We start from the raw sequence: 26,491 nt of genomic DNA, 5'->3' as shown, positions 1-26,491 counted from the left end.
AAGTAGCATTTTACATTTTTGAATCCATTCTTTCGCATTTTTGCCACAAGCTTGAAATTCGAGATGGAGATCGTTAATTTGCTCTTTGGATGTTTGTGTTTCATTTTGTTTTTGAAAAATTGTTTGGGCTTGGTTCATGAGTGTGTAATTATGAAATTGCTTTTGAATGAGAAAGTCGGTTATTTTTCTATGAAAATACTACCATTTACTCACCATTTTGAGTCAACATAAAAATGTTAAAAACGCGCAAGCGGAAGCCGTAAAATGATATTTCGACTGGACGATTTTCAGAAATGTTACATGGTGGCATTTCACTCACCCAGCTGTATGCTAATTGGTATCTTTCACTCACATCCAGGTAGCGTCATTTCTATAGGATCTGGTTTTGTTTAAGTGATAATTTCTGTAAGCATTTTTGAAGTGAATAAAAATAATCTTTTAACTTCTGTCAGTGTGCAGTACACTGGTTTTCGTATGTAATGCGCAAATTTCACATAAATAATTTCAAACGATAAATATGTCAAAAAATTCACGTTTCTCAATGGAAAAAATAGTCGCACTTTGTAAGAGAAAGGGTTTTATATATCCCGGCTCTGAGATTTATGGTGGACTTGCAAATACATGGGATTACGGTCCTTATGGAGTAGAACTTAAGAATAATGTAAAAAAAGAATGGTGGAATACTTTTATACGTGATAGAGATGACATGGTAGGGCTTGATGCGGCGATCTTGATGAATCCAAAGACGTGGGTTGCATCCGGTCACGTAGGAGGCTTCTCAGACCCTCTTATTGATTGTAAAAAATGTAAAGAGCGTGAGAGAGGGGACAAATTACTTGAAAATCACATGACTGAAGCGGAGGCTGCGAAAATTGCACTCAAAGATATTGCTGCAAAATTGAAAGAATTTAATGTGAAATGTCCGAAATGTGGGGCTATGGATTGGACTGAAGCTCGACAATTCAACTTGATGTTCAAGACTCAGCAGGGAGTTATAGAAGGTGAGGAAAATGATATTTATCTTCGTCCTGAAACGGCACAGGGGATTTTTGTTAATTTTAAAAATGTAATTGATTCGACTAGAGTTCGTGTTCCTTTTGGAATCGGGCAGATAGGTAAAGCGTTCCGTAACGAGATCACTCCGGGGAATTTTACATTTCGTACACGCGAGTTTGAACAGATGGAGATTGAATATTTTGTAAAACCAGGAGAAGAGCAGGGCGCATTTGAAGCTTGGAAAGCCGCTTCACGTAAATGGTATCTTGACCTTGGTGTAGATGAATCCCATCTTCGATTTCGAGATCACGCAAAAGAAGAACTTTCACATTATTCGAGTGGAACTTGTGACGTTGAGTACGAATTCCCATTTGGAAATACTCCCGGGTTTGGAGAGCTGCAAGGTATCGCAATTCGCACGGATTTTGACTTAAAAGCTCACAGCGAACACTCCGGTCAAAAACTTACATACAGGGATCCTCATACAAATGAAGAATATGTACCATATGTTATAGAGCCTTCATGGGGGTGTGACCGTACTGTTTTGATGTTCCTTTGTGAGGCATATGATGAAGAAGAGGTAGGTGAGGGGGACTCAAAAGAAATCCGCACGGTTATGAGATTTCATCCAAGACTTGCTCCGGTAAAAGTCGCACTTTTTCCATTACATAAAAAACTAGAAGAATATTCTCGAAATTTATACAACGGACTCAAGAAAAATGGTTGGAATATGGAATATGATGATGCGGGAAGTATAGGTAAACGCTACCGCCGTCAGGATGAAATCGGTACACCATTTTGTGTTACAGTTGATTTTGATTCTGTGGGCACCGGTGACGAAGTCGACGTAAACCTCAAAGACACTGTTACAGTTCGCGAGCGCGATAAGATGACTCAAGAACGTATTAAAACCTCAGATCTACCAACTTGGCTTGCTGAACGCTTGCAATAGAATGAATTTGCTTTAAGAAGTTTAGATTGAACGTATGACCGTTTCCATGATACAAATAAGCCATGAGAAAAAACATCTCCACATCTTTGTTTGAGCGTGCGAGCGGACTTGTCACAATTGGCTTGGTATTATCGGCTTTGTTTGGTGTAGCACAGGCGTTTGCACTTATTTCAAATGAATTTTATTTGGATGAAAACAATGAGATTCAATATTACAATTGTGCGAGAGTGCTTGAATCAGGTGTATATAGAACATGTGCCACTCCAGCTGTAAAAGAGGATTTTGATGTTGTTCCATCAGTTGGTTCATTTGTAAAAAAAGAGGGGATTTTGAATATATCAGATCTTAATTATGATGATGAATATCGTTTTGCTATGGAATACATGGTGAGGGAAGGATATTTTACTTTGTTTAGGGGGAACGCGATTTTACAGGATCGTAAACTGACGAGGGAAAAATTTATAGATATTTTGGTGGATGTGCTTGAGATTTCTGTCCCTTCAAATACACGCACGGATTGTTTTGCGGATTTGAGACTTATGGATAGGAGGAAGTCCAAGGCGATTCAAACTATGAGAAAGAAAAAAATTTGCTATGCGCAGGCGAAAGGTTGGCTTGATAATAATTTGAAATTTATGCCGGTGAAAAATATTTCAAAGGCGTCAGCAGCTAAGATATTGATGAGTGCTTATAATTTCCCCGGTGGATTTACAAATTTAAATGATGCTTATTTTGAAGATGTCAGTTCCGGTACTTGGTTTGCAAGATTTGTAAATGCTGGTCGTAAAAATAATATCTTTCCGGATAAGCGTAGATTTGACCCGGGTGCACTTCTTACACGCAGGGATGCTTCTATTTGGTTCTACAATCTTAAGCGTGCAGTGAGATCTCCTATGCCGGAAGATGTGCAAATCACTGATATTAAGCAATTTACGGAATCAAAACTTGCACAGCTAATCAATGAATCACGTCAAGAGTATGGTAAACAACAGCTCAAGTTTGATGAGCAATTATACACACTCGCAGTAACTCATTCGCAATCGATGAAAAAGGATAACTCACTGACACATGGGGATTTACGAAATTACAAACAATTTCTTGGTAGGGATTATCAAGCTATAGGTGAAAATATTTCAGTCTTCAAAACATCCGGGAGTAGTAATATATCGAAAATGGTAGAAAGAATTCACACAAATATGATGATGGAGCCGCACGGTGAACTTAATCATAGGGCAAACATTCTCGGTGAATCATTTGCATTCACTTATTATGCAATCGCTGCATACGAAGACAAAAAAGACGGTAGAATCTGGATTACAGAAATCTTCGCTAAAAAACAACCGGGTAGATAAAAGAAGCTTCTTTAGGTGCTAGAAAGCTTCTAATAAAGATTATATATTATAGACCTCTTAAAGTCTCGTTTACTTCGACTTTGATACCAGGCCCCATACTGGTAGTGAGTGTGATTGATTTCACAAAAGTACCTTTGATACCTGTCGGCCTTGCGTCGTTGATGGCCTTTAGGTAAGTGCCTACATTCTCAAGTAGTTGTGCTTCTGAGAAAGAAACTTTTCCAACTATGTTGTGAAGATTGCCTTGTTTATCATTTCTAAACTCAACCATACCTCCTTGTAGGTCTTTTACAACACCTTCGATGTCAGTTGTAACAGTTCCTGATTTAGGATTTGGCATAAGTCCTTTTTGTCCAAGAGTCTTTGCGATTTTACCAAGACTTTTCATAACGTCCGGAGTAGCGACTACTTTGTCAAATTCCATCCATCCACCTTCGATTTTTTTAACAAGATCTTCGTTACCGGCCTCTATGGCTCCGGCAGCTTTTGCCTCTTTGACTCTCTCATCTCCACAAAAAGCGATAACACGTAAAGTTTTACCTGTTCCATGTGGGAGAGATACTGTTTTACGAAGCTGTTGATCAGCTTGAGCCGGGTCAATCCCAAGATTCATATGTACTTCTACAGATGAGTCAAACTTAGTAGTTGAAGTCTTTTTTGCTAGGTCAACCGCTTCAGCTAGAGTATACATTTTCTCTACGTTAAGAAGTTCTAAAGACTTCTTGTATTTTTTTCCGTGTGCCATTTTAAATTGGGTTAGTGGTTCAAATGCTTCGCCTTAAGTGAGAAGCTCCCACGATATAATTTATGTTACTTATCCCATGTAACGCCCATAGAGCGACATGTTCCTTTTATGATTTCTACAGCCGCATCAAGGTCGTTTGCATTGATGTCAGGCATTTTTTCTTCTGCAATAGCTTCCAGTTGTGCACGAGTTATGTGACCAACTTTGTCTTTTTGAGGTACTCCTGAACCTGATTTTAGATTTAGAGCTTTTTTTACCAATACTGCTGCCGGTGGAGTTTTTAATTTGAACGTGAAAGAACGATCAGCATATATAGTCACTTCAGCAGGAATTACTGTATCTCCTTTCTCACGAGTTGCATCGTTGAATTGAGAACAAAACTGTTGAATATCTATACCATGAGGTCCTAGTGCTGTACCAACCGGAGGGGCTGGATTAGCCTTTCCTGCCGGAATCTGGATTTTTACGATCTTTGATACTTCTTTTGCCATTAGTCGTGTAATTAAGTTTTAATAATATTTATTAGAGTGTGTATGAGCTATATCTCAATTGAAATTAGTAGCTCTGTTATCGACGGTGTCCGGTCTATTCAGCCAATGCAGATGATAAGTCTTTGAAAATTTGATGACTTTTGTGAGGATATTCGAATCCATATATATCTGAGCCTATTCGTGCGGTTGAGAATGCAGTCTTCGTTTTGCCTTCTTGGTTGAGATAAAAGGATAAGTCTCCAAATGTATTTGTTTCACGGACGTCAGCTCCATCTATTTCCAGAGCCTCCGCTTTCAAATCGCTGTAGAATTGTTCAGCATCTTTTAGGCTTCCAAAATGAAGTGCGTATATTGTCCCTAAATATTCCTCAAAGTCAAACAAATTTACGATTTCTAAGCGGTTTTTGACATTTTCCGGTAGTGAGATCGCCTGAAGAAATGGTTTATCTATCAAAATCTGCTTAACTTTTCCATTTTCAATTCCGATTTTGGTTAGTATATCTGCTGTAATCGCATCTTTGTCTGCGAAACTGAATAAAGATATTGTTTCATCTGCATTGCCATCATTTTCTTCTCCGCCTTCCGGCATGGGATTGATAACGTCCTCTTCTACAATAGGTGTTTTCTCATCAATTGCCGTTTCAGTTACAATACCATCATCTGTTGGTACATAGTCATTTGAGAGTGAATAACCGTTCACAACTATGTCTATAACTATTGATACGGTTATAATTGACAAAAGAACTGTGAATAATGTGAACTTGTGCATTATTTAGTCTTAACTTGTGTGAAGTCGAGCTCGACTGGTGTTTCACGGTCGAAGATGTTGATAAGTACAGTGACTTTACCTTTATCTTCATCAACTTTTGAAATCATACCTTCGTAATTTGCAAATGGACCGTCCAGTATAAGTACTTCATCATTGACATCGAAAGTGATTTTGAACCTTGGCTCAGATTCACCCATATGTTTTTTGACAACTTTCCACTCTTCAGCGGACACAGGTACCGGGATAGTCCCGGAGCCCACGAATCCGGTTACATTTGGTGTATTACGTACGACATACCATGATTCATCATTTACCATCATATCAACTAAAACATATCCGGGGAAAAGTCTTTTTTTCTCTTCTTTTGGTTTACCTTTTTTCATCACTATTACAGTCTCTTCGGGAACGACAACGTCAAAAATAAAATCTTGCATACTCATAGATTCCGTACGTTGTAAAAGAGCTTCTCTAACTGCGTGTTCATAACCGGAATAAGTATGTAGTACATACCAGTTCCTACCGGTATTTTGGGCTTGCTTTGCCATCAGTCGTTTAATTAAGTTTTAATGATATTTCTTAGAGTATCCGTGAGTCGAATCTTAATTGAAATTCGCAGCTCTATTAGCTAAGCACCAAATAGCTGTATATAAAGTGAAAAACGAAGTCTGAAATGGCTAGAAATAAAGCAAATACTCCACAAAAAGCAAAAGTTATAATAGTGTATCTAATTGCTTGGTTTTTAGTCGGCCATGTCACTTGGTGTAGGATTTCGAAACACTCTTTGAAGTAGTTTACGATAACGTTTTCTTTCATTGTTGATGAGATTAAGTATTTGAGGTGATTGCCCCATTTTTAAAAACCCTCCTCGGGCTTTCTTCATCTACGATTTTACGATTGTATTCGCTTAAATGCAAGTGAAAATTAAGACCTTGCCGGTTTAGCTATTTACTTTCTCGCTTGCAAAGAACTATTAAATTCTATATAATTTTAATGTAAAAATTACTAATCCTTGTCGTATGACGACTACATCAATCTCAGTTGAAAAAAACATTCGCGATAAAGCTGCGAAAAAGGCTAAAGAGGACATGCTATCTTTTAGTTCGGTAGTCCGCATACTACTGCTTGATTACTCAAATGGTAAAATACATATTGGCTCACAGATGAAGAGGGAGCCATATATAGAAATTATGGAGGTTGATGATGATACTCAAGAATTAATGGACGATGTTGTTGCTGAGTGGAATAAATAATAAATTATGAAGGTTGTTTTTAGCAAAACCCTCTTAAAAAAAGAGAATGTTGAGAAGCACAAAGAAAAAATTGTAAAAGCATACGCAAAAGGGATTTTTACAATTATCAAAGGTAAGGATTTGCCAAGGGATTCGCAATTGGTCAAAATTTATACAACTACCATAAGCGGGGTTGGAAGACTGGTTTTTCTTATTCAAACGAAAACGGACGATGGATTTTTCTTATTTTTCAGGAGCAAAAATGACGAGATTGGTCAAAATATAAGCATTAAGAATCCGAAGTTCAGGAGTCAACTTAGGAAGTATTTGCAAATTTTGAAAGAAGACATCAAAAAAAAGAATTACGAAGTGTATAAAATTTCGGGATATAGGTAAAAACCAGACTTCTTCATAGGGCCCCTACCAATTACCAAATGAACACCTCAAAATAGTAGCGTTACAGTATATTGTCAACGGCGGGTCAAGCTAAGACTCTGATTTACTTACTCTGCAGTCTTCAAAAAAGTCTCTTTTTCTGCTAAAATAAATAGAATTATTTATGTACATATAAACAAAATGTTTAAAGATGCGACACTAAAACTAAGAAACACGTTGGGGCGATCTATGCGTACGACAAGTTTTGAGTACGTCATGTTCGTAGGTTTGCTTGTATGTTTGTTGTTGTTAAAGAAGTATTTTGTGGTTTATGCAGGATACCTTCCTGTTTTGGATAATGGGTATTTTGGTGATATTCCCGACCCTACAAGTGACCCATCCAAAGATGGAATAGGTCGGCTTGAGGATGCGGTATTTAGTATTCTTAAGAATGTTAGATACATTATGGGTGCTGTGGTAGTGGCGATTATTGTCTACGCTGCATCGATGATGGTTTACAAGGGAGATGACGAAGGTGAGATGACGAAACAGAAAAGTACACTCACTTATGCGATAATTGGAATGGCCGTGATAGGTGTTGCCGGAGCCATAACAGAACTTCTTAGCGTACAAAATGGTGGCTTCTTGAATCCTGAAACTGCAAAAGAAAGAGTAGTTGGTTTCCGTGTCGAAGTGAATCTGATAATAACATTTATAAAATATTTCCTTGGAAGTCTTGCGACACTGTATGTAGTTATTAGCGCTCTCCGCCTCGTTATGAATGGTGGGGATGAAACTACCGTAACAGATACAAAAAAGAAACTTGCAGCTTCTACTCTTGGATTGATGCTGGTCATATTTTCAAGCACGTTTATAGACAAAGTGTTCTATGTTATTGATTTAAATGCGGATCGTACGGGCATTAAGCCTCAGATTGATTATGCTCAAGGGATCAAAGAGCTGGTTGCTATTACAAATATAGTCGTGACATTCGTTGGGCCGATTATGGTAATCGTATTGGTAGCGGGTGGGATTATGTACATAATTTCGGGGGCTGACGAATCTCAGGCTGAGAAAGCTAAAAAGCTAATTACGAATGCAATAATTGGGATCATCGTCATTTACGGTGCATTCGCTATAGTTTCAACATTTATTTCAGGACAAATAAGTAGACCATAATTATGAAGAAAATATTTCAAAAATTAGTTGAATTTATCTCAAAGAATAGGGCGTATGTCGTAATACTGGCTACAGCTCTGATTGCGAGCTATTTTGTAGATATTCATACGGTTTTTGCGCAAGATGCAGATGTTTCAAAATTTGTAGAGGACATAGGTAAGGATGCAGGTCTTTATAATCCGGTGGAGGATGCGGAGGCTCATAGAAGGGCTCTTGATATCGAAGGGATTTCAACAATTCAGACAATAATTTTTCAGATAGTTGATGTGTCGAAATATATGCTTGGATCGGCAGCGGTCCTTATAATGACGATTCTTGGTATAAGACTTACCGTCTCTAGTAAATCAGAGGAGGCTATCACCCAAGCAAAAACGCATTTCACTTATCTACTTATAGGCTTTGTTCTTATTATGGTGGCCGATTATTTTGTGGCAAATGTGTTGTATGGCGCAGAAGGTGAAGTTCTGGCAACTTCAGAATCAGCACAGTTCTTTGCAAGCCAGGGGTCACTTGAGCTTAAGCGTATATATACATTCATCGAAGCTTTTGTAGGGGCCATAGCGGTACTGGTGATCATAGTAAATGGTTTCCGTATGGTTATGAGCGCAGGTGAGGAGATAGATGAACAGAAGAAAGCTATAATGTGGGCGGTCGTTGGTCTCGTTATAATAGGACTCTCTGAAGTCGTTATAAAGGAAATAATCTTTGCGGAAAAAGGTTCTACTATCAATATAAAAGGTGGTATCGATATTATAATAACTCTTACAAACTTTATTACAGGATTTGTCTCGTTTTTATCGGTTGCACTTATCGTGTATGCCGGAGTGCAATACGTGATAGCATTTGTCAGTGAAGGTAGCGATGAAAAAGGAAAAAAAGCATTGATAGCCGCAGTAATCGGTATTTTGATAGTTGCCGGTTCATATGGCCTAACGGCTACAATGATAGCTTTTAAGGGCTAAGTAACGCTTTGCATTTATAAGATAAAAAATATATAATCAGCGGGAAGCGGAGCGACTCGCAAGGCGTGCCATGAAGCACGCCACAAATAAAGGGCGCGAAGCGCAACCGAAAAATGAAATAAAAAATGAACGAAAAACACACACATACAAAAATGAAAAATCTATTAAAGAAACTGACTCTGTTCGCAATTTCAGCAGTATTCCTTGCAACTTTAGCCGGGACTGTTTTTGCCGGTAATTCGGATGTGCCCTATGACTTAAATTTGATTACAGATAAAAGTTATTGGAGATTTTGGGAGTACCAAGGCACAGGTTATAGTAGTGCAGATAATATAGAGAGGGTTAACGGTTATGATGTACATAGACAATGTACTAGACTTTCCGGTTTGTCTTCTAGTCAGTGTAAAGTCAATATAGTCGGGACTACGGCGTGTAAAACTGTTGAGATTATTTGTAATGCTCGTGGGGTTGGGATAAATAGAAGCGATTCTTGGGAGCCGTACGGAACCCCTCCAAATACTGAATATAGATATCTAGGGGTTGAAACGGTAAATAACCCACAGCCTAACGATAGTAAAGCAGATAACTTAGAAGATGAAGAAAAGGCCGGGTATTGTGATTTAACCCGGAATTATTGCCCGGGTTATGAGGACCCGGGTAATTCGGATTATGCTTTGGGACAGGATACTCAGGCATGGGATGCGTTACAAAGTGGAGATCTCAGCGGATTTTTATGTCATAGTTTAGATGCTGACACAGAAGGCTTTTTTGGATGTGAAGATGGAGGTGGCGAAGGTCAGACTTTTGTCTTGCCTGTTGAAGAGACTACGTTTACAAAATTTGGAGGTGATTTTGAGGCACCGGAGACTACAGGGTATTCTCCGGGGCTTACAGAAAACAAAGGTATTCGTGAATTTGTATTAAATGTTATTAATTTCGCATTAGGGTTCCTCGGGCTTATAGCGGTCGTCGCTATTATATATGGTGGATTTATTTACCTTACGGCAGGTGGCGATGATAGTAAGACTGAGAAAGGTAAAAATAGTGTCGTGTTTGCCGTTATAGGTATTATTTTGGTACTTGCATCTTATGCGATTGTGAGAACTGTTATTTGTTTTGCACCGGTAGGAGGTGACGACCAAGCTAGTTTCTGTCGGGTTTCCGGTGGAGGTTCGGTAGCTGTGAACAAGGAGATAGAGCTCGCTGAAGAAGTCGGTGCGAGTGTGACAACTACATATGAGAGCGCACATGACAGGTTGCGTGAGATTGGTGAGGGAGCTATAGCTGTCAGTACTTCATATTTGAATACAACTAGCGCCGCAGATTATTTACCTACTATTGAGTACGCATTACAAGGCGGCCTCGATGAAGGGGTGAGGGTGCTTTCTACATTGCAAAGAACCGCTCAGGATTTCCCACGTACGATGAGTAATATCAATACTATGATGGATTACTTGAGTCGTCAAAGACCGATAACAAAGGCTGCTGTGCAGATAGCGAAAGCACTTTATACAAATATGTTGGTTATGCAAGTGAATCTGACGCCGCCGGTTAATCCAATGACAACTTTTGAAAATGCCTATGAATTCATGGACTATTATTCTGCAGAATTAAAAACTTCTGCCGAAGGTGATTATGAAGAGAATATAGATAAATACATATTATATGCAGAAGGGCTTGAAAATTTATTTACCGATATGAGTGGAACTACGATTACAGGTAAGCGAGGTGTAAAAGATGAGATGACAGATGTGAAGGATAAGCTTGTGTTGTTACGCACTCAAAAGGCAGATAGAGCGCTTTTGACAGACCTTATAAAAGAAATAAATCAAGCGGCGGAAGCTGTGAAGAATTTAGAATTTGTAAAAGTGAAATTGAATTCATCAGTGCGTACATGTACTGCACCTTGTATAGCTCTGTTCGATAGTATTGGTTCGATCGACCCAAGTGGGCAATCTATATTTGACGAAAATCATCATTGGGATCTAAATGGAGATGGTAATCCTGATCAAGCTTCAAGCACATGCAATGAAGAGAACAAAGCGACCGTTTCTTGTATTTACAATAATCCCGGAACTTATGTTGTTACATTAACAATAAATAGTGCACAGCCTGAGATATATGCTTCAGGGCTTGCGATTACACGTATAGAGGTTCGGCGTCCGCTTGCACAGGTAAAGGTTAATGTATCTTCGACAGATGGCGTCAATGTGCTTGCAATGGATAATACAGTAACGCCGGCCGTTAGAAACGGCCGAGTAAAGTTTACTTTGGAGGAGGCGAAAGCAGGTCTTACATTTAATGCGGGTGGATCCAAAGGAAGTTCAGGTCGTGATATAACAGAGTTCGTATGGAGTTTTGGTGCGGAGCAATTTGCAGGATCAAATGCATCGAAAAATTATTCTTTTGATAAAGAAGGTAGTTATAAGGTTATTCTGGAAGTGATTGAAAATAATTTGAGTGAAAGATCGGTAATCTCTCTGGAGGTAGGGTCGCCTTCTAGTAATTTTGTAATTCAAAATAATCCAAATGGCGTGTTCCAAACCGGACAGACTGTTTCATTTGATGGAGGTTATTCAAAATCTGACAACGGGGCAATTACGGATTATACCTGGAGGATTACTAGGGATGGAGCTACGGTTGGTGAAAACACATCAGCAACTAGCACATGGTCATTTGTCCCGGATGCACCTGGTCAATATATAGTTTCTTTACAGATTACAGATGCTCTTGGTGAGGGTGATATAAATGAGAGGACTTTCCTCGTAGAATCTCAAACGCCAACTGCTTGTTTTACATATTCATTTGAAGATGATGCACAGCCTGGCACTGCTCGTATCAGAAATTGTAGCACTGACCCGGATGAAAATGATGTACTTGCATACGATTGGACCGTGATAAATGGTGAATTCACCGAAGGTACTGATGCTACTTCTGAAGATCCTGTGATTAAGTTCAATAAAAAAGGTAAACAAACCATTACACTAAGTGTAAATGATCAGTATTTGGATGATAATTTACGCAAGGAAGATACTGTAGAAAAACAGGTGCAGGTCGAGTCAGTACTGGATATAGCTTTGGATATCATGGGTGGGGCAGCTTACCAATTAGATGAAAAAACCGGACTTGCTGATGTAGAATTCAAACTTGATTCAGAAAATGCTGTGGAATTTGAGATTGATTATGGCGATGGTAGTCCTACTGATAATTCAACTGTACTTGATACTGCCAATTTTACTCATTCATATAGTGAGGCAGGTGCGTACAAAATAAATGCAACGGTATTTGATTCTGATAATGATGGTAATTCGATAACAAGGAGAGTGTTTGTTGGAGATTCAGAGTCTCCTTTACCTGTTTTGGATATCAATATAGATGGTGTCCCTGTAGATACTGCTAGTGGTGACACTGTAGAGATCCCACGTAAAACAAGTATCACATTCGATGGAAGTGATTCTTTGAATAGAGATGGTACAGGTAGGAGACTTTTATATCTTGTAAATTACGGAGATGGAAAAGTTGGATCAAATAAACTGACAAGTCATGTTTATGAAGATATTGGTACATATGAAGTTACATTTACAGCTACAGATGAAGCGACTGGTGAATTTGGTAAAATAGAACTTACCTTGGAGGCCACCGATACTGAACCTATAATACATAGTTTGAGTTCAAGTATCACTTCCGGTTCACTAGAGACTCCTGTAAAAATTTCTGTTAGTGCCGATGCCGAGGATTTGGACGGAAGAATAGTTCAATACACATGGTCTATGTTCGATGCTGATAATACATCCAATGTATTGGACGCATCTACTAGCGAGGGGCCTTTGAAAGAATTTATATTTCATGGGCTTGGTACAACAGGGGAAGAACATAGGGTGGGGATATGTATAAAAGTAAAAGATGATGGCGATAATATAACCGATTCATGCGTAGATGGACCTTATACTTATGTTGTTGCAATTACCGGACAAAATGAGCCACCGAGAGCTAAGTTCTCAGTAGCTGATAATTCAGTCCAAGTTGGTGATCCGGTTACATTCTATGATGAATCTACCGATGACAGTGAAGTGGTTGGTGTTCAGTACGATGTGCTTGGAGATGGATTCACAGATGATGATGTTGTTGAAACGCATTCTTTCTCATATACATATGAGAAGGTTGGTACATATCAAGTACGTATAAAGGCGATTGATATAAACGGAGCTGTGAGTGTGACGAGGCCTACACCGGTAACAGTTACATCAAGTGTTGACGCACCGATTGCAAAAATTGCATACGAGGCTGATAATTTAGAAGTATCTTTTACTGATAATTCTGAGGTCGACCCTGGAACGACTTTAGATGAACGTGCATGGGATTTTGATTTAGATACCGATAGTGATGGTGACGGCATAGATGATAATGATATTGATTCGACAGAAGATAATCCTGTTCATACTTATGATAAATCAGGGAATTATAGGGTGAAGTTGACTATAAAAGATGCGCAAGGCAATGAAGATTCTGTACAAATAACAGTAGCGGCGGAGTCAGAACCATTGAAGGCGGTTTTGAATTTAACTCCTGCTCCGGATGGTTTGGGTATTGTTCACTTGCAAGGTCAGACAGCTGAAGTGCGTGCTGATGTAAAGCAATCAACAGGTCCGATAGTACGTTATGTTATAGAGCAAAACATAGGCTTTGATGCTAATTATGATTACGAGGATAGAAGGCAGGGACTTTTTGTTTACGATAGATCTTGGAGGCAACCATTTACAATGAGACTTACGGTTTATGATGAGAACGGCAAAACGTCAAAGGTCTCAAAGAAGATAGTATTTGATCCACTTCCGGCTGCACCAAAGAATTAAAATAAAAAATTAATTACAAATTATGACTTTTCAAGATAACAATATAAATCCGGGTGACGGGACCAATGAGACAAATCAGCCAGCGGAAGCTCCTGTCCCAAAGATTGATAATTCATCATTTCGTAAGCAGCCGATTGCGAGGACTGAGAATATTTCTCCAAAAGTTGTGCAGCCGCTCGTGCCGGTAGTACAAGATGAATTGATTCCGGTAATAGTGCAGACCGGTAGTAATATGAAGTCGGAAAAAAAGGAGATTGCTGATCCGCATTTGCCTGTGGCAAATGTTGGGCCGGTCGCGCCTCAAGTTATGACTCCCGAGAAACAGGTGCTGATAGATAAAAAGAAAAAAAATAAGCAGAACAAAAAAATGTTTATGCTCGTGAGTATTTTCTTGATTGGTCTGGTTTTACTTTTTGTAATGGCATTCTTCTTGATTTATTCGGTTACAGATCCTGCAAACAATCCGTTTATTAGATTGTTTGGATTGGAAGTTGAACAATGGATACCTTTTTTGATTAATCTTGTATCGGTATTCTTTGGATTACTTGTTATTGCATCTTTCTTCGTTGGTTTGGTCGGTATGTTCAAGATTGGGGCTGCGCCAAAAGATAATGTTGTCGCAAAAAGAAAAGGTATGGCGATGGCGATGGTTGGATCTATGTTCTTGATAGTATTTATAGTTATTTGGATGTTCACGTATATATGGTTGGATGGTAAAAGAGGAGATTACAGTGTACCGGTTGAATTTATACAGACAGAGCCGAGTATTGTAACAGGTTTGACTGCACCGATCGTAATAAAGTTTGATGCATCATCTATATTAAGATCTATCAATCCGGCGCAGAAGGAAATTATTTCTTATGTATGGACATTCGGTGATGGTGAAAAACTAACGGGTCAAAAAGTTTCACATCAATATTTGCGCAAAGGGGCTGTAGATGGATCATATGATGTAAATTTAAGAGTACGATTCAAAGATCTAAAAACCGGAGAGGAGGGGACTCAGGATTTTCATAAAACAGTTGTGTTTGATAATGAGAAAGTTGCGGCGGCATTTACTATGAGTAGCGAGGAGGGCTCTGTCCCATTTGAAGTTGAATTTGATGCTAGTGAAAGTGCTGACCCCGATGGTTCGATCATAGAATACCTATGGGACTTTGATGGTGATGGAAATTTTGATGATGGAGCAGGTTCGGTCGTCAACTATACATTTACACAAATTGGAGAATACAATGTTCAACTCAAAGTTGTGGATAATTCGAATGATTATGCGATGACAGGGAAGTTGATAACTGCAACTGAGCTCATCGAATCTAAAGCCATAATAGATGTTGATAATGATAAAGGTAACTACTATATCAATAAGGAATATACTTTTGATGCCTCCGGATCGACTTCTCCTTCCGGTGCAGTTACAAATTATAAATGGGATTTTGGAGATGGCAGCGCCGCAAGTACTCGTACAGCATCTCATACATTTAAGAAACTAGGTAAATACATAGTTGTTCTTGAAACAGAAGATTTGGAGAAGAAAAAGGCGGTGAGTTCTATAGAAATAGAGATCAAAAAACCTGATTCTGCTCCACGCGCAGTTATCACACCAAATCCGGATTTTGCTGATAAGAATAAAACATATATAGAAGGTACTGCTCCATTCTCAGTAAATCTTAATGCTTTAGCTAGTACAGATGAAGATAATGATATTATTGAATACGAATGGGACTTTGATAGTGATGGCGTGGTAGATGCGTCCGGAGACGTCGCTGCATTCACATACAACAGCCCGGGGGAGTACAAAGCAACTTTATACGTAACTGACGCCGCGAATAATCAAACGTCCCGGACACTCCGTATCAACGTTGAGAAGCAAGGTCTAAAAGCACGTATCTCGGCAAGCTCACTCGAAGGCGAAGTGCCTCATGTTGTTTTGTTTGATGCCTCCGGATCTTCTTACCCGGAAGGACGTATCATAAGTTACAAATGGAATTTTGGAGATGGTTCAAATCCAAGATTTGACGATTCTCAAATAGCTTATGAATACACCAGGGTAGGGGAGTTCAAGCCGAGTGTTACTGTGAAGACTGATGATGGACAAGAACAGTCTGCAGATTTGACAATAAATGTACGTCCGGTTTCTGTGCGAGCATGCTTTACTATTAATAAATCAACCGGAGCCGCACCTATCGAAGTCATATTTGACAGTGGATGCTCTACCGGAACAGTAACTCAATACTCATGGAAGATTAATGGTATCAATACGCCTTCAACGCCACCTCACAGATTGACGCGTACGTTTGAGAATCCGGGTGCTTATGAAGTTGAGCTTACCGTCCGTGATCACGATGGTGTGATAGATCGATTTATGGATACGGTTAACGTACAAGTATTAGAATAATAAAAATATAATTTCAAAAAATATGAGTAGAAAATCAACAGTATTCAAGGCAGTTATTATGATAACCGTGCTTGCCATGGTGGCCGCATTTATCGCGCCTATGCTTGTTATATTTTCCGGAAATTAATTATGCTTTCTTGTAGATGCGTAGCAGTATGCCTCCCATGATCAGAATGATAATTTGTTGGGTCACACAGAAGATACAGTAGGCATTTATTACAAATGCCTCTTGGTATGTTAGATACAGTGTAAACGCTATTCCGATTGATGTTATAAGTAAAATACCTCTGAACAAATCTTTGACATCGAGTTTTGCAAATAATTTATTTTTCCAAGAGAATGCAGCCGAGAATATCAGCATTCCGATATAATAACCGGATCCAAGGATCGCTACCGGTATTCCAAATAGTTCAGAGTATACGCTTTTATTTACTTTGTCACAGTCAAAGGCCTCTCCGAGATTGCAGATAGTGCTAGCCTGTGGCTCAAAGTGTAGATAAGTCAGATAGAGAGAAACGACGGCTCCGAGGAAACTTAAGAGTACGAGCCACTTTGTGTATTTTGTTAACTTCATTTGGAATTTTATTTAGATATTTTAAATTGATATCGTATTGGATTGTAAATGTTCTAACAATTTTTTCATAGCTTTTCCTCTGTGGCTCAGTTTGTTTTTTTCTTCATTTTGGAGTGCGGCATACACTTTGTCGCAAGTGTGTGCTTTGAAGCAGGAGCTCAGTGGTATGCCGGCAAGTATAGGAGCTTCCACAGTGCCTGTTATCACCCCCCGGCATTCACCTTGAAAATGATGAGATATACCACTTTTATCTATATAAAACGCAGTACATTTAAATGAAGCTCTCTTATCTTCATGTTCTGCCATGGTTTTTAAGAAATATTCTACCCAGGTTTCATCACTTGCATTTTCGCCGGCTCCCCACCGTCTTGTATGCATGCCGAGTTTTCCTTTTAGAGCTTCGACTTCGATCCCGGAATCTTCAGCTATAGTTGGGAGACCTGAGAGTGCATTATAAAATTCTGCTTTTATACGGGCGTTTGCAAGGTAGCTATCGCCATCTTCTTTTGGCTGATCTTTGATGTCTACATCTTTTAGTGATAGGAATTCAAAATATATAGAAGCTTCATCCAGTACTTCCATGATCTCATTAAATTTACCTGTATTGGTCGTTGCGATGAGGATTTTTTGCTTCATCAAAGAGAGACATTATACAATTTTTCAAATTTTGCTTTTTCGCTTTCTATCGTTAATTCAAATTCTTGTACAAGCTCCCGGTCATAGATTAATCTTGCGAGTGATAGAGCGACTATTGGGTTTTCTGTAAGCAGAGTAAAAGAGGTGTTTGTTTTAAGCAAAATAAAATATTCATTTAGGATTTTTCTGACATCTTTTTTGAGTGCTTCTTTATGTTGGGCTGAGGCGGTCTCATATACCCCGAGCAGATGTTTCAAATTATGAGGATTTAGATCATATGCTTTTTGATAATTACCACTCAGCGCATACAAAGAGTCGTTAAATGGATTTGAATCAAGTCCGGCAAGTATCATTGCCACTGTCGGTTGATCATTTAGTTTTAGATATGAGGCATAGTCTTCGTAATAAGATCTTTTGAGTAGAGTTTTACTCCGGAGGTTGAATGATTCTTCAATATTTGTACTGTGAGCTGCTCTGAAATTATAGATTCCATCATTCAATGAAAAGACTACTAATATGATTCCAAATACAACTAGCATAAAGTGGTTGGCAAAACGAAGCTCTTTAAAATGCAGACGTTTTGATTTGCGTACGCGTTCTATGATCAAAGTACCGAGCAATATATAAAACAGAAATTCTACGGAAGCAAAATTTAAATTATAATCTATCATCTGGTGTGCTAAAAATGCGACTATACTTAAAAAAACAACCTCTCTTGCAGGATCGAGTTTCTGGAAAAATATAATTAGGGCGCGGAGCAGAATTATTCCAATAAAAGTTATAAATGCTATCAAGGTCAGGATCCCATTTTCAATTCCTATTTTCAAAAACAAATTATGTGGATGATCGGAATTATTTAAGAGAGTTAGTTTGTTTGCAGATACATATGGGTAACTGCCAGGGCCATATCCAAACAGTGGTGCACTGAGCATAAGGTTAAATCCGGTTTTAAAATGGTCTAGTCTGGTATTTACAGAGTTTTGTTGTTCATAGCTTTTTGCATCCATCGAAACTTGATTTGATATTTCTACATCCTCTCTATATTTAGGCATTAAGTTGTTTTTTAGGGCGTGCGCACCAAGCCCTAGCACAAGCCCTATAAGGCTGAGAACGATGAGTTTCTTTGCAAATTTACCTACTATCATAAGTCGACCAAGTAGGAGTGCAAACAGAATGATTGCAGCTACGTGGATACCCTGAGAATCCGTAAGCAATACGGCTGCCACCGATAGTGAAAATGTGATTTCAGGTAAAAAAGCGATCATTCCAGCTTTCTTTTTTTTCTTTTGCTCAACAAGATAAAAAGTAAGCGGCATTATGAGTATAAGGAAATCCCCGTATGCATTTGGAAATGCTGACCATGGTTCAAAATAATTATTAAAAGTTCCGGAGAATCTCTCGAACGTATCTCCAAAATAAAAAACAAATCCAATTATCAAGCTAGCCAATGAAGAGATTGAGAATACTGAAAATAGTCTTTTTAACTGATCTTTATTTTGTGCGATGTTATAACCTAGCAATATTAAAATCGCCCCGGCATATAGGCTTCCTAGTTCAAGTAGGCCCACATTCCTTGTTAAAGAATTTATGTATGAGAGAGAGAATAGTATGACAAGTGTGATAAGTGAGAAATTTTCATAAAAAGGAAGCTCTCTCTCTTTGTAGATTTTTTTCTGTAATGCGATATAAAAAATGATTCCGGAAAGTCCCAGGCATAAGAAGAAGAGAAGATGATTGAGTAGTCCTATGCCGCCTTTGTAGAAGACATTGAAAAAATACGGTAAAAAGATGAGCGAGCTAAGTACTATGCAGACTTTAGTTTGAGAAGCTTTTTTGAAAAACATGGTGTGTGTGTTAAATTTTATTTTAAAGGTGTTTTTTTTGGTATTCCAATTTTTCTTGGATATTTTTCCGGAGTATCAGATATTTTTTTACATATTATATATACTCTCTGGCCTAGGTCATTTGGTAAATCATATGAAAATACATCGGTAAGTTTGGCTCCTAGCGTATAGAGTGCAGTTTTGCTTTCTGATAATTCTTCTTGATGATTTCTTCCTTTGTACGCTATGAAGTACCCGCCAACTTTTACAAATGGTAATGCGTATTCAAGTAGTACAGGTAGCTCCGCAACGGCTCTGGCTGTAACTATATCAAAACTTTCTCGGAAATTTGGGTCATGTCCTTTTTCTTCCGTTCTTCCGATTAAGATTTTTACATTATTTAGTTTCAATTCTTCTGTTATGGATTTTGCTCTGCGCATTTTTTTTTCAACAGAATCCATTAAAGTAATTTTTAAATGTGGTAATGCGATAGCAAGAGGGATTCCAGGTATGCCACCACCGGAACCTATATCAAGTAAAGTCACAGAATTTGAAAAATCGAAGAAATCAATAATCTTAACGCTATCATATATATGTTTAACAAATAGATCTTCTTCTTCTTTAATTTCTCTGGATATTAGATTTATATCCTTGTTTGCTTGAAGAAGGGTCTTCATAAAAGGTTCAAATAAGCTTTTGTCTATTTCAGTCATTTTTAGTAGTTGATTAGTATTTGTGCGAGGGCGACGATACTTGCAGTTTCGCTTCGAAGGATTCGTTTGCCAAGGCTCAAAGTGTATGAGTTTTTATTTTTCTTACAAAATGTTTCAATTTGCAAAGCTTCTTCAGGTGAAAACCCACCTTCGGGTCCGATAATCACATTAACATTTTTACTAAGACTTGGAAGCTCAAATTTGTCGTGCCTTGCACCTTCGTAGAAAAAAAGATTTGTTGTTTTGAGAGAGGTATCGAGTGTCTTTATAAGATCGTTAAATTTTATTGGGTTTTCTAGAGTAGGTAGGAGTCCTCGCTCGCTCTGCTCGCTCGCTTCCTTTATGATTTTCTCAAATCTATCTTTTTTACGCAACGTTGCGACCTGGCAGCGCTCTGTTATAAGGGGGACGATAGTCATCACCCCAAGCTCAGTTGCTTTTTGCATGGCGAATTCAAGACGTTCTGATGATTTTAATATAGATTGATATAAGATCGTATTGATTGTCGGTTCAAGTGTGTTTTTATTCTTCTCGAGGACTTTGTAGCTTATATTTTTACCATGAACGGTTATCTCGCAGGTATATTCAAATCCGGAATTATCAAGTAATATGACTTTGTCATTCGTTTTCATACGTAAAACATTCAAAATCTGGTGACAAATTTCTTTACTTAGGTTATCATCATCCCCCACCATCAAAACATTATCTTCTATGAAAAATCTTTGCAATTTACGTGAAGTTACTATATAGACGTAGTCTAGTGTAAGGTTCATTTCATACAAACTCAACTATAATTTAATTAATACAAAACTATGTCAAAGAAAATATTACAATTAGTACTTATAATTATGGCGTCATTACTTATTTTGGGCTGCGCCGAGGAAGGGCCGAAGTTTACTATTCTTAATAGTAAGCTTGGACTTTTGAATGAAGATAATACTTTGACAGAAGGTTACAAATTTAGCCCAACTGATCATGATTTCGCACTAAATGCTGAAATCCAAAATAATACTAAAGAAGAAGCTCAAATTGAAACGGTATGGCAATACAGACAAAGAGGTTCTTTCCGTGAGATCATCAGGACTGACCGTAACGCAGCCCCCGGAGTTTCAGATATCGCATTCCCTTTCCAATCAAGCAAAGACATGTTCAGAGGAGAATATCTTGTTGAAATATACTTAGGTGAAAAACTTCTTGGAGCACATCGTTTTTGGATACTTACAGAGGGCAAAGCGGCGGACCCAAACATAGATATATATGAACTTACAAAATGTTCAGTTAAACAAGATGACATTCAATGTATGTCGGAAGAAATATGTGAGGCGATTTACGAAGAAATCGAAGGATCCGAAGACGTTTTGCCGGTTTGCGAGGCTAGGGGAGTCGTATTAAATTAGTTTATGCCCTCCTTTTTTCTTCCTTTCCATTTAGATAAATCTTCATCTCAGGTTCGCACTGCACAAGCAATGTTCCTGAATCCGTATCAACATTCATCTTAAAAGATTTTTGTGGCATTTTCGCCAGATGGGTAAATAGCTGCATATTTAGATGTGCTAACTCTTCTTCTTGCTCAAGTGCCATTTCACGGAGTTTTTGATAATGAGTATTCTCACTGAGTTCACTCTTTTGATCTTCTTCGTATCTTTTTACTTGCTCTTTTAAATCTTTTAAAGCTTTTTTAAGCTCTAGGTATTCATCAGTAGTTATTTTCTCTTCAATCTTAACGTCTTTTTTTATCCCTTTGAGGGCTTCTCTAGCTTTTGAAATATCTTGTAATGTCAGAGCAATTTTGTCTTCAGTCATTTTGTGTTTGGTAAAAAAATAGCGAAAACACTATATCAGTTTGAATCGAACCGGCAATACATAATGAGTTAAATTAATCTTGTTTTTGTTATGGGGTTGCTTTAATTTTGAGCAGAGTTAATAAACTCACCTAATTTATTTTATTTATGGAAACGATTTCGCTTCTATCGACAGAACTTCCTTCGTCAAATATTTGGCTGTATTCGATTGTAAGTGTGTCCATTGTGAGTTTGATTTCACTTGTCGGACTCTTTACCTTGTCTATTAAAGTAAAGCATTTGCAGAGAGTTCTTATGTTTTTCGTTAGTTTTGCGGCCGGTGCTTTGCTTGGGGATGCATTTTTACATTTGATTCCGGAGGCATCTGCTGAATTTGGGTTTGGGCTTAGTACTTCGATATCGATTTTGGCTGGGATCGTGATTTTCTTTGTTATTGAAAGATTTATTCATTTTCAACATTGTCATCATATTGAGGAAATTCAAAATTGTGATAGTTCTCATCACGAGCCACATGTCCATGTATTTGCAAAGATGAACTTAATAGGGGATTCGGTACATAATTTTATAGATGGCATGGTGATTGCAGCGAGTTTTATAGTCAGCAAGGAGGTGGGGATCGCGACGACACTTGCAGTTGTATTACATGAAATACCTCAAGAGATCGGGGATTTCGCAGTGCTTATACATGGTGGATTCACTAGAACGAGAGCTCTTGTTATGAATTTCATTACAGCACTATTTGCAGTGCTTGGAGCTGTTTTGACACTTGTTTTGAGTGAACGCATCGGAGGTGTTGAAGAATACCTGGTGCCGATCGCAGCCGGAGGATTTATATATATAGCTTGTTCGGATTTGATTCCGGAATTACACAAAGAATCATCCCGCGTAAAGCTAGTTGGACAGTTTGTTATGTTTTTGGTTGGGATAGGTGTGATGTGGCTGCTACTTGGTCAATAACGATTTTCCTGGCATTCACAGTTGCCATATTTACCAAGGCTTCTATGTCATAAAATCTGCATGTTTCGATAAGGAACAGTAGCTCTTCAAAAACGTTCCCATCTATAAATGGGCAGAAATAGTCATATACATTGTCGACTCCAAGTGCGACATTTACGCCGGCATCGAGTAGGTGGGTAACCGGTGCAATTGAGTTATGTACAGGAGCTATTTTATGACGGAGTTGGACACCATCTATCATGGCGCGCGGGCATACGATCACATTCATTTCAGCTTCTTTGAGAAGCGCCGCTACCATATTAATGTATTCATCACTCTGAGCTGCGAGTGAGCACGCGTGAACTGCGTTCACGCGCCCCTGCATTCCATGTTTTATCACGATGCGAGCGAGCATCTCAGTATCTCTTTCGTCCGGATCATTGTTTTGGTCTATATGAACATCAATTGTTTTCCCATATTTCTTTGCCATATCAAACAAGAATTCCATGTGTTCTTCTTCCCTCGGTCTATCTCTGGATGGAAGCCCACCAAGCGCATCGACATAAGGTGCGGCTTTTTCTATATATTGTCGCGCTCCATCTGTGAGTGCACCTTCCAGTACTTGCGAACATATTTGAACTTGTATTTTATCAGCGTATTTTTCTTTTACTTCGAGCAGAGCCTCAACACACATCATCCCAACAGTGCTATCTACATCTACATTTGTTCTAGTGATCGGTGAACCTTGAGCTATCATTTTTTCAACACAGATCGACATGCGTAGAACCAAATCTTCGTGTGTGTAGTTTTTCTTAACATCTTTCCATAGATCCCACTTAACCTCCATGTTATCCAAACACATATCTAGAGTCTCTTTGGTTACGACATGCGATTTGTCAAAATGTGCATGGCAGGAAATAATACCTCCTTTCTCATCGATCTTTTTTTTGAGTAGTGCTTGTAAATCCCAAGGTTCCATATATGTGAGAGGTTAAGGTATAAGTGAATTTATTTCGATTTCAATTTTATCCAGTTGTAAGTTCCCGGTACCACCTTGATGTTTCGACATTTTGAGCCATTCTCCTATTTCCTCTGTAGTGACGACAATACCTTCTATGTTACTTCCCACTTCTCTGTAGGCATCTCGGAAAGTCATACCTTCTTTAACTTTTTCAAATGCTTTGTGTGCGGCAAAAAGCCCCGGGCAGTCAAGCATAGATTTTTCGAGTACCGGCATATTAGGAACTATGTTTTCAAGTATGACACTCATAGCTTCTACTGACATTTCAGTATATTTGAGCCCGAGAAACAGAGGTCTTTTGATCTCTTGTCCATCTCTATGGTATCCGGAAATTTTATTCAAAATATTCATAGTTACTTCGCTTCTGCATGCAAGTACAGTTGCTGTACGTCCGCGTATTAGCTCCGCTACATCGAGATTTTTCTTCTGTGGCATGATAGATGAGCCGGTAGAGATACTGTCATCCATTTTGAAAAACTGAAATTCTTGAGTTGTAAAAAACAGTAGGTCACAAGCCAGCCTATTGAGAGTTAGCATGATTTGGCAACATGCTTCCAGTACCAATCCTTCGATTTTACCACGAGAATTGTGGCAATATATTACATTGTTTTGTGTGCGCTTAAATCCTATCTCTTCTGATAGCCAATCTCTATCAAAATCAAATGGAGAACCGTATCCGGCACCGGATCCAAGCGGATTCTGATCTACGATTTCATCAGTTATTGCGGCAAGCAGCTTCACATCATCCATCAAGCTCTCTGCAAAAGCCCCCATCCAAGTGCCAACTGTCGTTGGCATGGCTTTTTGCATATGTGTGTACCCCGGCATAGGAACCATCTCATATTTTTTCGCAAATTCGATGCACCCAAGTGCTAGATCGAGGACACTTCCTCTAATTATATTCGCCTTACGTTTTAGAAAAAATCTCATCATTACAAGCACCTGGTCATTACGAGAACGCCCGGTGTGAATTTTCTTACCTATATCCCCGAATCTCTCTATTAGATAATCTTCAATTTTCGTATGACAATCCTCATCTTCAACTTTTAGTACAAATTCACCTTTTTCATATAATTCCAAAATTTCATCGAGTCCCATTTCCAGAGTTTTTAATTCGCTATCATCGAGAAGCCCATGTCTTTCAAGTAATCTTGCATAGCAGCGCGAACACCATACGTCGTCCGGAATCATATCTTGATCATACAAGATATCTTCGCCCGCGTTATATTCTTCCACGGTACGGTTAAGCGAGACTGATTTATTTTTGAACCAGATCTTCTTTTTTATATCGTCGGCCATATTGTTTGGAGTGAGAGGCTAATTTGAACCGATTCTAAAGTGTTAAGCCTCTTTGCACAAACCCTCTTTGACAAAATCGAATTTACAAGGATTTCTCTCCCTTGTGTAATTATATTAAGAACTATCTATCTACTCGGGCCTATAATCCGCTTGTCGTCATTTTTCTTCAAGTTGTCTATAATCTTTTGTTATATTAATTATTTATTCCGGAACTTTACTCTTAAGAGTGGAATTGGTACATATTAAAATAATTTGTAAACTTAAGTTTACCCCCTCAGACCGCTAGGTATAGCCATTTCATTGTTTTGATGCTTCTACCTCCTCTGGAGATGGTATGATAATGGAATTTTCGTCCATGAATAGATCGTCGTTTGCTACTCCCAATAAGGCGGTATTATGTTGTACTCCAAACGATATTTGCCCATTTCTAATAGCATCAGATTTTTTAATTGAGCTATACATATATGCATCCTCCTGTGCAGCTAATCTTGTCCCTCTATTATAGAGATATCCTTCTCCTTTGCACCTTCCTGTATAGCCGTCATATTTAGTTGCAATATGTAATTGAGTTGCAAAGCCGGTAGGACAACGTCCCCATATTGAACCGTGAATTCTAAATGAGTCCTTAGGATTAATTCCTTTTGTTAATTGTAAGAATTCTGCAAGCTCGCTTGTTGATAGATAACTACGTGCGCCAGTTGTGTGAACAATTTTGTCATGGTACTCAGTAATTCCAGTTGCCACTTCGGAACTATCACTTGTAATGATTGTATTTTCCGGCTGATTTATAACGCTATTCATCACTAATCTAAAATACTTAAGTGCCCATGCTAGTATTTGTGTTTGAGAGTGCAGTCCTTTTTTTAAATTTGCTTCCATCCAACCTTTGTCAAAGGCATAACTTGGATGAACAAGTACCTGAAACTGCCTAGGATCCCTGTCTGCTCCAATCTTCCTCATCTTTTCAAATACTGGTGGAAGTTCAGTCCTTTCTGCCTCATCTTGAAAGTAGGCAACCGCCTCTTCCAATATAACGTTTTCTAATTTTTTCATGATAATTTTTTTAATATTATAAAAAACCTAACTTGAAGTTCCGTTAGGTTACTTGGGATATTTTATATATGAAGTATCAACGGAGCTTCTGAGTTTTTCGAGAAGTTCCGCAGCGTGAAATCTGTGATGATATTATGTTTTTTGATATCATATACGATATATAATCATCTTATTATGATTTTGTAAAGCTTTTCGTGGTTCTTTAAACAAATTGGGCAATGCTGTGCGCGCACACGTCTTGAACGCCGTACTTCAGACGTCATTCCCGGGAACGGGCGTCGAATGCCGTATTTCAAAGTTCAATCTCCATGAAAACGCTTTGAAATGTGTACTTCA

The 26,491-nt window shown here is 38.4% G+C and carries 23 protein-coding genes; 10 read left to right on the top strand and 13 right to left on the bottom strand.

The window, feature by feature from the left end; all coding sequences use genetic code 11:
- The first annotated feature begins 517 nt into the window (after positions 1-517).
- Together Q8P68_00115 and Q8P68_00110 are read left to right on the top strand one after the other, a co-directional pair.
- The gene (locus tag Q8P68_00115; protein MDP4007578.1) at positions 518-1,948 is read left to right on the top strand and encodes a glycine--tRNA ligase; all 1,431 of its coding nucleotides are present in this window, start codon (positions 518-520) and stop codon (positions 1,946-1,948) included.
- A gap of 62 nt (positions 1,949-2,010) precedes the next feature.
- Positions 2,011-3,300, top strand: coding sequence for a CAP domain-containing protein (locus Q8P68_00110; protein MDP4007577.1), 1,290 nt, complete (start codon positions 2,011-2,013; stop codon positions 3,298-3,300).
- A gap of 46 nt (positions 3,301-3,346) precedes the next feature.
- Here Q8P68_00110 and rplA read toward each other — a convergent pair whose 3' ends face one another.
- The 4 genes from rplA to nusG form a co-directional block, all read right to left on the bottom strand.
- Entirely contained in the window at positions 3,347-4,045 is a 699-nt protein-coding gene (rplA, locus tag Q8P68_00105) for a 50S ribosomal protein L1 (protein ID MDP4007576.1), read from the bottom strand.
- Positions 4,046-4,110: 65 nt separating this feature from the next.
- On the bottom strand, positions 4,111-4,536 hold the full coding sequence (gene rplK, locus Q8P68_00100; GenBank protein MDP4007575.1) for a 50S ribosomal protein L11: 426 nt from the start codon (positions 4,534-4,536) through the stop codon (positions 4,111-4,113).
- A 94-nt stretch (positions 4,537-4,630) separates the two neighbouring features.
- Positions 4,631-5,305 carry a hypothetical protein gene (locus Q8P68_00095; protein ID MDP4007574.1) on the bottom strand — a complete coding sequence of 225 codons (675 nt, stop codon included), beginning with the start codon at positions 5,303-5,305 and terminating at the stop codon, positions 4,631-4,633.
- Positions 5,305-5,850 carry a transcription termination/antitermination protein NusG gene (nusG, locus tag Q8P68_00090; GenBank protein MDP4007573.1) on the bottom strand — a complete coding sequence of 182 codons (546 nt, stop codon included), beginning with the start codon at positions 5,848-5,850 and terminating at the stop codon, positions 5,305-5,307. The genes Q8P68_00095 and nusG overlap by 1 nt, the downstream gene beginning before the upstream one ends.
- Before the next feature lie 471 nt (positions 5,851-6,321).
- Here nusG and Q8P68_00085 point away from each other — a divergent pair, with 471 nt between their 5' ends.
- From Q8P68_00085 to Q8P68_00060, 6 genes are all read left to right on the top strand, one after another.
- Positions 6,322-6,555 (top strand): hypothetical protein, encoded by a 234-nt coding sequence (locus Q8P68_00085; GenBank protein MDP4007572.1) that lies wholly within the window; start codon positions 6,322-6,324, stop codon positions 6,553-6,555.
- Positions 6,556-6,561: 6 nt separating this feature from the next.
- The gene (locus Q8P68_00080; GenBank protein ID MDP4007571.1) at positions 6,562-6,930 is read left to right on the top strand and encodes a hypothetical protein; all 369 of its coding nucleotides are present in this window, start codon (positions 6,562-6,564) and stop codon (positions 6,928-6,930) included.
- A 180-nt stretch (positions 6,931-7,110) separates the two neighbouring features.
- Positions 7,111-8,088, top strand: a complete 978-nt coding sequence (locus Q8P68_00075) for a pilin (GenBank protein ID MDP4007570.1) — start codon at positions 7,111-7,113, stop codon at positions 8,086-8,088.
- Between the two features lie 2 nt (positions 8,089-8,090).
- Entirely contained in the window at positions 8,091-9,050 is a 960-nt protein-coding gene (locus Q8P68_00070; GenBank protein MDP4007569.1) for a hypothetical protein, read from the top strand.
- A gap of 125 nt (positions 9,051-9,175) precedes the next feature.
- Complete coding sequence (locus Q8P68_00065) at positions 9,176-13,903, top strand: PKD domain-containing protein (GenBank protein MDP4007568.1); 4,728 nt, start codon at positions 9,176-9,178, stop codon at positions 13,901-13,903.
- A 22-nt stretch (positions 13,904-13,925) separates the two neighbouring features.
- Positions 13,926-16,298: a PKD domain-containing protein gene (locus Q8P68_00060; GenBank protein MDP4007567.1), complete on the top strand. Its 2,373-nt coding sequence runs from the start codon at positions 13,926-13,928 to the stop codon at positions 16,296-16,298.
- Between the two features lie 127 nt (positions 16,299-16,425).
- Here Q8P68_00060 and Q8P68_00055 read toward each other — a convergent pair whose 3' ends face one another.
- The 5 genes from Q8P68_00055 to Q8P68_00035 are packed head-to-tail and all read right to left on the bottom strand — an operon-like array spanning position 16,426 to position 20,817.
- Positions 16,426-16,872 (bottom strand): vitamin K epoxide reductase family protein, encoded by a 447-nt coding sequence (locus tag Q8P68_00055; GenBank protein MDP4007566.1) that lies wholly within the window; start codon positions 16,870-16,872, stop codon positions 16,426-16,428.
- 21 nt (positions 16,873-16,893) lie between these two features.
- Positions 16,894-17,508, bottom strand: a complete 615-nt coding sequence (locus tag Q8P68_00050; protein ID MDP4007565.1) for a non-canonical purine NTP pyrophosphatase — start codon at positions 17,506-17,508, stop codon at positions 16,894-16,896.
- A complete protein-coding gene (locus tag Q8P68_00045) occupies positions 17,508-19,352 on the bottom strand; it encodes an O-antigen ligase family protein (GenBank protein ID MDP4007564.1) in 1,845 nt (614 codons plus the stop codon). The genes Q8P68_00050 and Q8P68_00045 overlap by 1 nt, the downstream gene beginning before the upstream one ends.
- A 17-nt stretch (positions 19,353-19,369) precedes the next feature.
- Positions 19,370-20,044, bottom strand: coding sequence for a 16S rRNA (guanine(527)-N(7))-methyltransferase RsmG (rsmG, locus tag Q8P68_00040; GenBank protein ID MDP4007563.1), 675 nt, complete (start codon positions 20,042-20,044; stop codon positions 19,370-19,372).
- Positions 20,045-20,046: 2 nt separating this feature from the next.
- Complete coding sequence (locus Q8P68_00035; GenBank protein ID MDP4007562.1) at positions 20,047-20,817, bottom strand: RsmE family RNA methyltransferase; 771 nt, start codon at positions 20,815-20,817, stop codon at positions 20,047-20,049.
- Between the two features lie 39 nt (positions 20,818-20,856).
- On the opposite strand from Q8P68_00035, the gene Q8P68_00030 reads away from it, so the two are divergent.
- On the top strand, positions 20,857-21,441 hold the full coding sequence (locus Q8P68_00030; protein ID MDP4007561.1) for a hypothetical protein: 585 nt from the start codon (positions 20,857-20,859) through the stop codon (positions 21,439-21,441).
- Between the two features lies 1 nt (position 21,442).
- On the opposite strand, the gene Q8P68_00025 is transcribed toward Q8P68_00030, so the two are convergent.
- Complete coding sequence (locus Q8P68_00025) at positions 21,443-21,847, bottom strand: hypothetical protein (protein MDP4007560.1); 405 nt, start codon at positions 21,845-21,847, stop codon at positions 21,443-21,445.
- 146 nt (positions 21,848-21,993) lie between these two features.
- Here Q8P68_00025 and Q8P68_00020 point away from each other — a divergent pair, with 146 nt between their 5' ends.
- Complete coding sequence (locus Q8P68_00020) at positions 21,994-22,803, top strand: ZIP family metal transporter (protein ID MDP4007559.1); 810 nt, start codon at positions 21,994-21,996, stop codon at positions 22,801-22,803.
- Here the strand turns inward: Q8P68_00020 and Q8P68_00015 are convergent.
- The 3 genes from Q8P68_00015 to Q8P68_00005 all read right to left on the bottom strand — a co-directional run bounded on the left by Q8P68_00015 (position 22,754) and on the right by Q8P68_00005 (position 26,155).
- A complete protein-coding gene (locus Q8P68_00015) occupies positions 22,754-23,761 on the bottom strand; it encodes an amidohydrolase family protein (protein MDP4007558.1) in 1,008 nt (335 codons plus the stop codon). The genes Q8P68_00020 and Q8P68_00015 overlap by 50 nt on opposite strands.
- A 12-nt stretch (positions 23,762-23,773) precedes the next feature.
- Positions 23,774-25,102, bottom strand: coding sequence for an argininosuccinate lyase (gene argH, locus Q8P68_00010; protein ID MDP4007557.1), 1,329 nt, complete (start codon positions 25,100-25,102; stop codon positions 23,774-23,776).
- Positions 25,103-25,399: 297 nt separating this feature from the next.
- The gene (locus tag Q8P68_00005; protein MDP4007556.1) at positions 25,400-26,155 is read right to left on the bottom strand and encodes a hypothetical protein; all 756 of its coding nucleotides are present in this window, start codon (positions 26,153-26,155) and stop codon (positions 25,400-25,402) included.
- Between the last annotated feature and the right edge of the window lie 336 nt (positions 26,156-26,491).

Source organism: Candidatus Peregrinibacteria bacterium (assembly GCA_030700255.1).
Taxonomy (GTDB): Bacteria; Patescibacteriota; Gracilibacteria; order UBA1369; family JABINC01; genus JABINC01.
Note: the sequence above shows the minus strand (reverse complement) of the source record. Positions and strands in the feature narration are given on the sequence as shown.

Bases quoted from the DNA above. Each gene is read 5' to 3' on its own strand.
- Q8P68_00115 (MDP4007578.1), top strand. From the start codon at position 518: ATGTCAAAAAATTCACGTTTCTCAATGGAAAAAATAGTCGCACTTTGT.
- Q8P68_00110 (MDP4007577.1), top strand. From the start codon at position 2,011: ATGAGAAAAAACATCTCCACATCTTTGTTTGAGCGTGCGAGCGGACTT.
- rplA (MDP4007576.1), bottom strand. From the start codon at position 4,045: ATGGCACACGGAAAAAAATACAAGAAGTCTTTAGAACTTCTTAACGTA.
- rplK (MDP4007575.1), bottom strand. From the start codon at position 4,536: ATGGCAAAAGAAGTATCAAAGATCGTAAAAATCCAGATTCCGGCAGGA.
- Q8P68_00095 (MDP4007574.1), bottom strand. From the start codon at position 5,305: ATGCACAAGTTCACATTATTCACAGTTCTTTTGTCAATTATAACCGTA.
- nusG (MDP4007573.1), bottom strand. From the start codon at position 5,850: ATGGCAAAGCAAGCCCAAAATACCGGTAGGAACTGGTATGTACTACAT.
- Q8P68_00085 (MDP4007572.1), top strand. From the start codon at position 6,322: ATGACGACTACATCAATCTCAGTTGAAAAAAACATTCGCGATAAAGCT.
- Q8P68_00080 (MDP4007571.1), top strand. From the start codon at position 6,562: ATGAAGGTTGTTTTTAGCAAAACCCTCTTAAAAAAAGAGAATGTTGAG.
- Q8P68_00075 (MDP4007570.1), top strand. From the start codon at position 7,111: ATGTTTAAAGATGCGACACTAAAACTAAGAAACACGTTGGGGCGATCT.
- Q8P68_00070 (MDP4007569.1), top strand. From the start codon at position 8,091: ATGAAGAAAATATTTCAAAAATTAGTTGAATTTATCTCAAAGAATAGG.
- Q8P68_00065 (MDP4007568.1), top strand. From the start codon at position 9,176: ATGAACGAAAAACACACACATACAAAAATGAAAAATCTATTAAAGAAA.
- Q8P68_00060 (MDP4007567.1), top strand. From the start codon at position 13,926: ATGACTTTTCAAGATAACAATATAAATCCGGGTGACGGGACCAATGAG.
- Q8P68_00055 (MDP4007566.1), bottom strand. From the start codon at position 16,872: ATGAAGTTAACAAAATACACAAAGTGGCTCGTACTCTTAAGTTTCCTC.
- Q8P68_00050 (MDP4007565.1), bottom strand. From the start codon at position 17,508: ATGAAGCAAAAAATCCTCATCGCAACGACCAATACAGGTAAATTTAAT.
- Q8P68_00045 (MDP4007564.1), bottom strand. From the start codon at position 19,352: ATGTTTTTCAAAAAAGCTTCTCAAACTAAAGTCTGCATAGTACTTAGC.
- rsmG (MDP4007563.1), bottom strand. From the start codon at position 20,044: ATGACTGAAATAGACAAAAGCTTATTTGAACCTTTTATGAAGACCCTT.
- Q8P68_00035 (MDP4007562.1), bottom strand. From the start codon at position 20,817: ATGAACCTTACACTAGACTACGTCTATATAGTAACTTCACGTAAATTG.
- Q8P68_00030 (MDP4007561.1), top strand. From the start codon at position 20,857: ATGTCAAAGAAAATATTACAATTAGTACTTATAATTATGGCGTCATTA.
- Q8P68_00025 (MDP4007560.1), bottom strand. From the start codon at position 21,847: ATGACTGAAGACAAAATTGCTCTGACATTACAAGATATTTCAAAAGCT.
- Q8P68_00020 (MDP4007559.1), top strand. From the start codon at position 21,994: ATGGAAACGATTTCGCTTCTATCGACAGAACTTCCTTCGTCAAATATT.
- Q8P68_00015 (MDP4007558.1), bottom strand. From the start codon at position 23,761: ATGGAACCTTGGGATTTACAAGCACTACTCAAAAAAAAGATCGATGAG.
- argH (MDP4007557.1), bottom strand. From the start codon at position 25,102: ATGGCCGACGATATAAAAAAGAAGATCTGGTTCAAAAATAAATCAGTC.
- Q8P68_00005 (MDP4007556.1), bottom strand. From the start codon at position 26,155: ATGAAAAAATTAGAAAACGTTATATTGGAAGAGGCGGTTGCCTACTTT.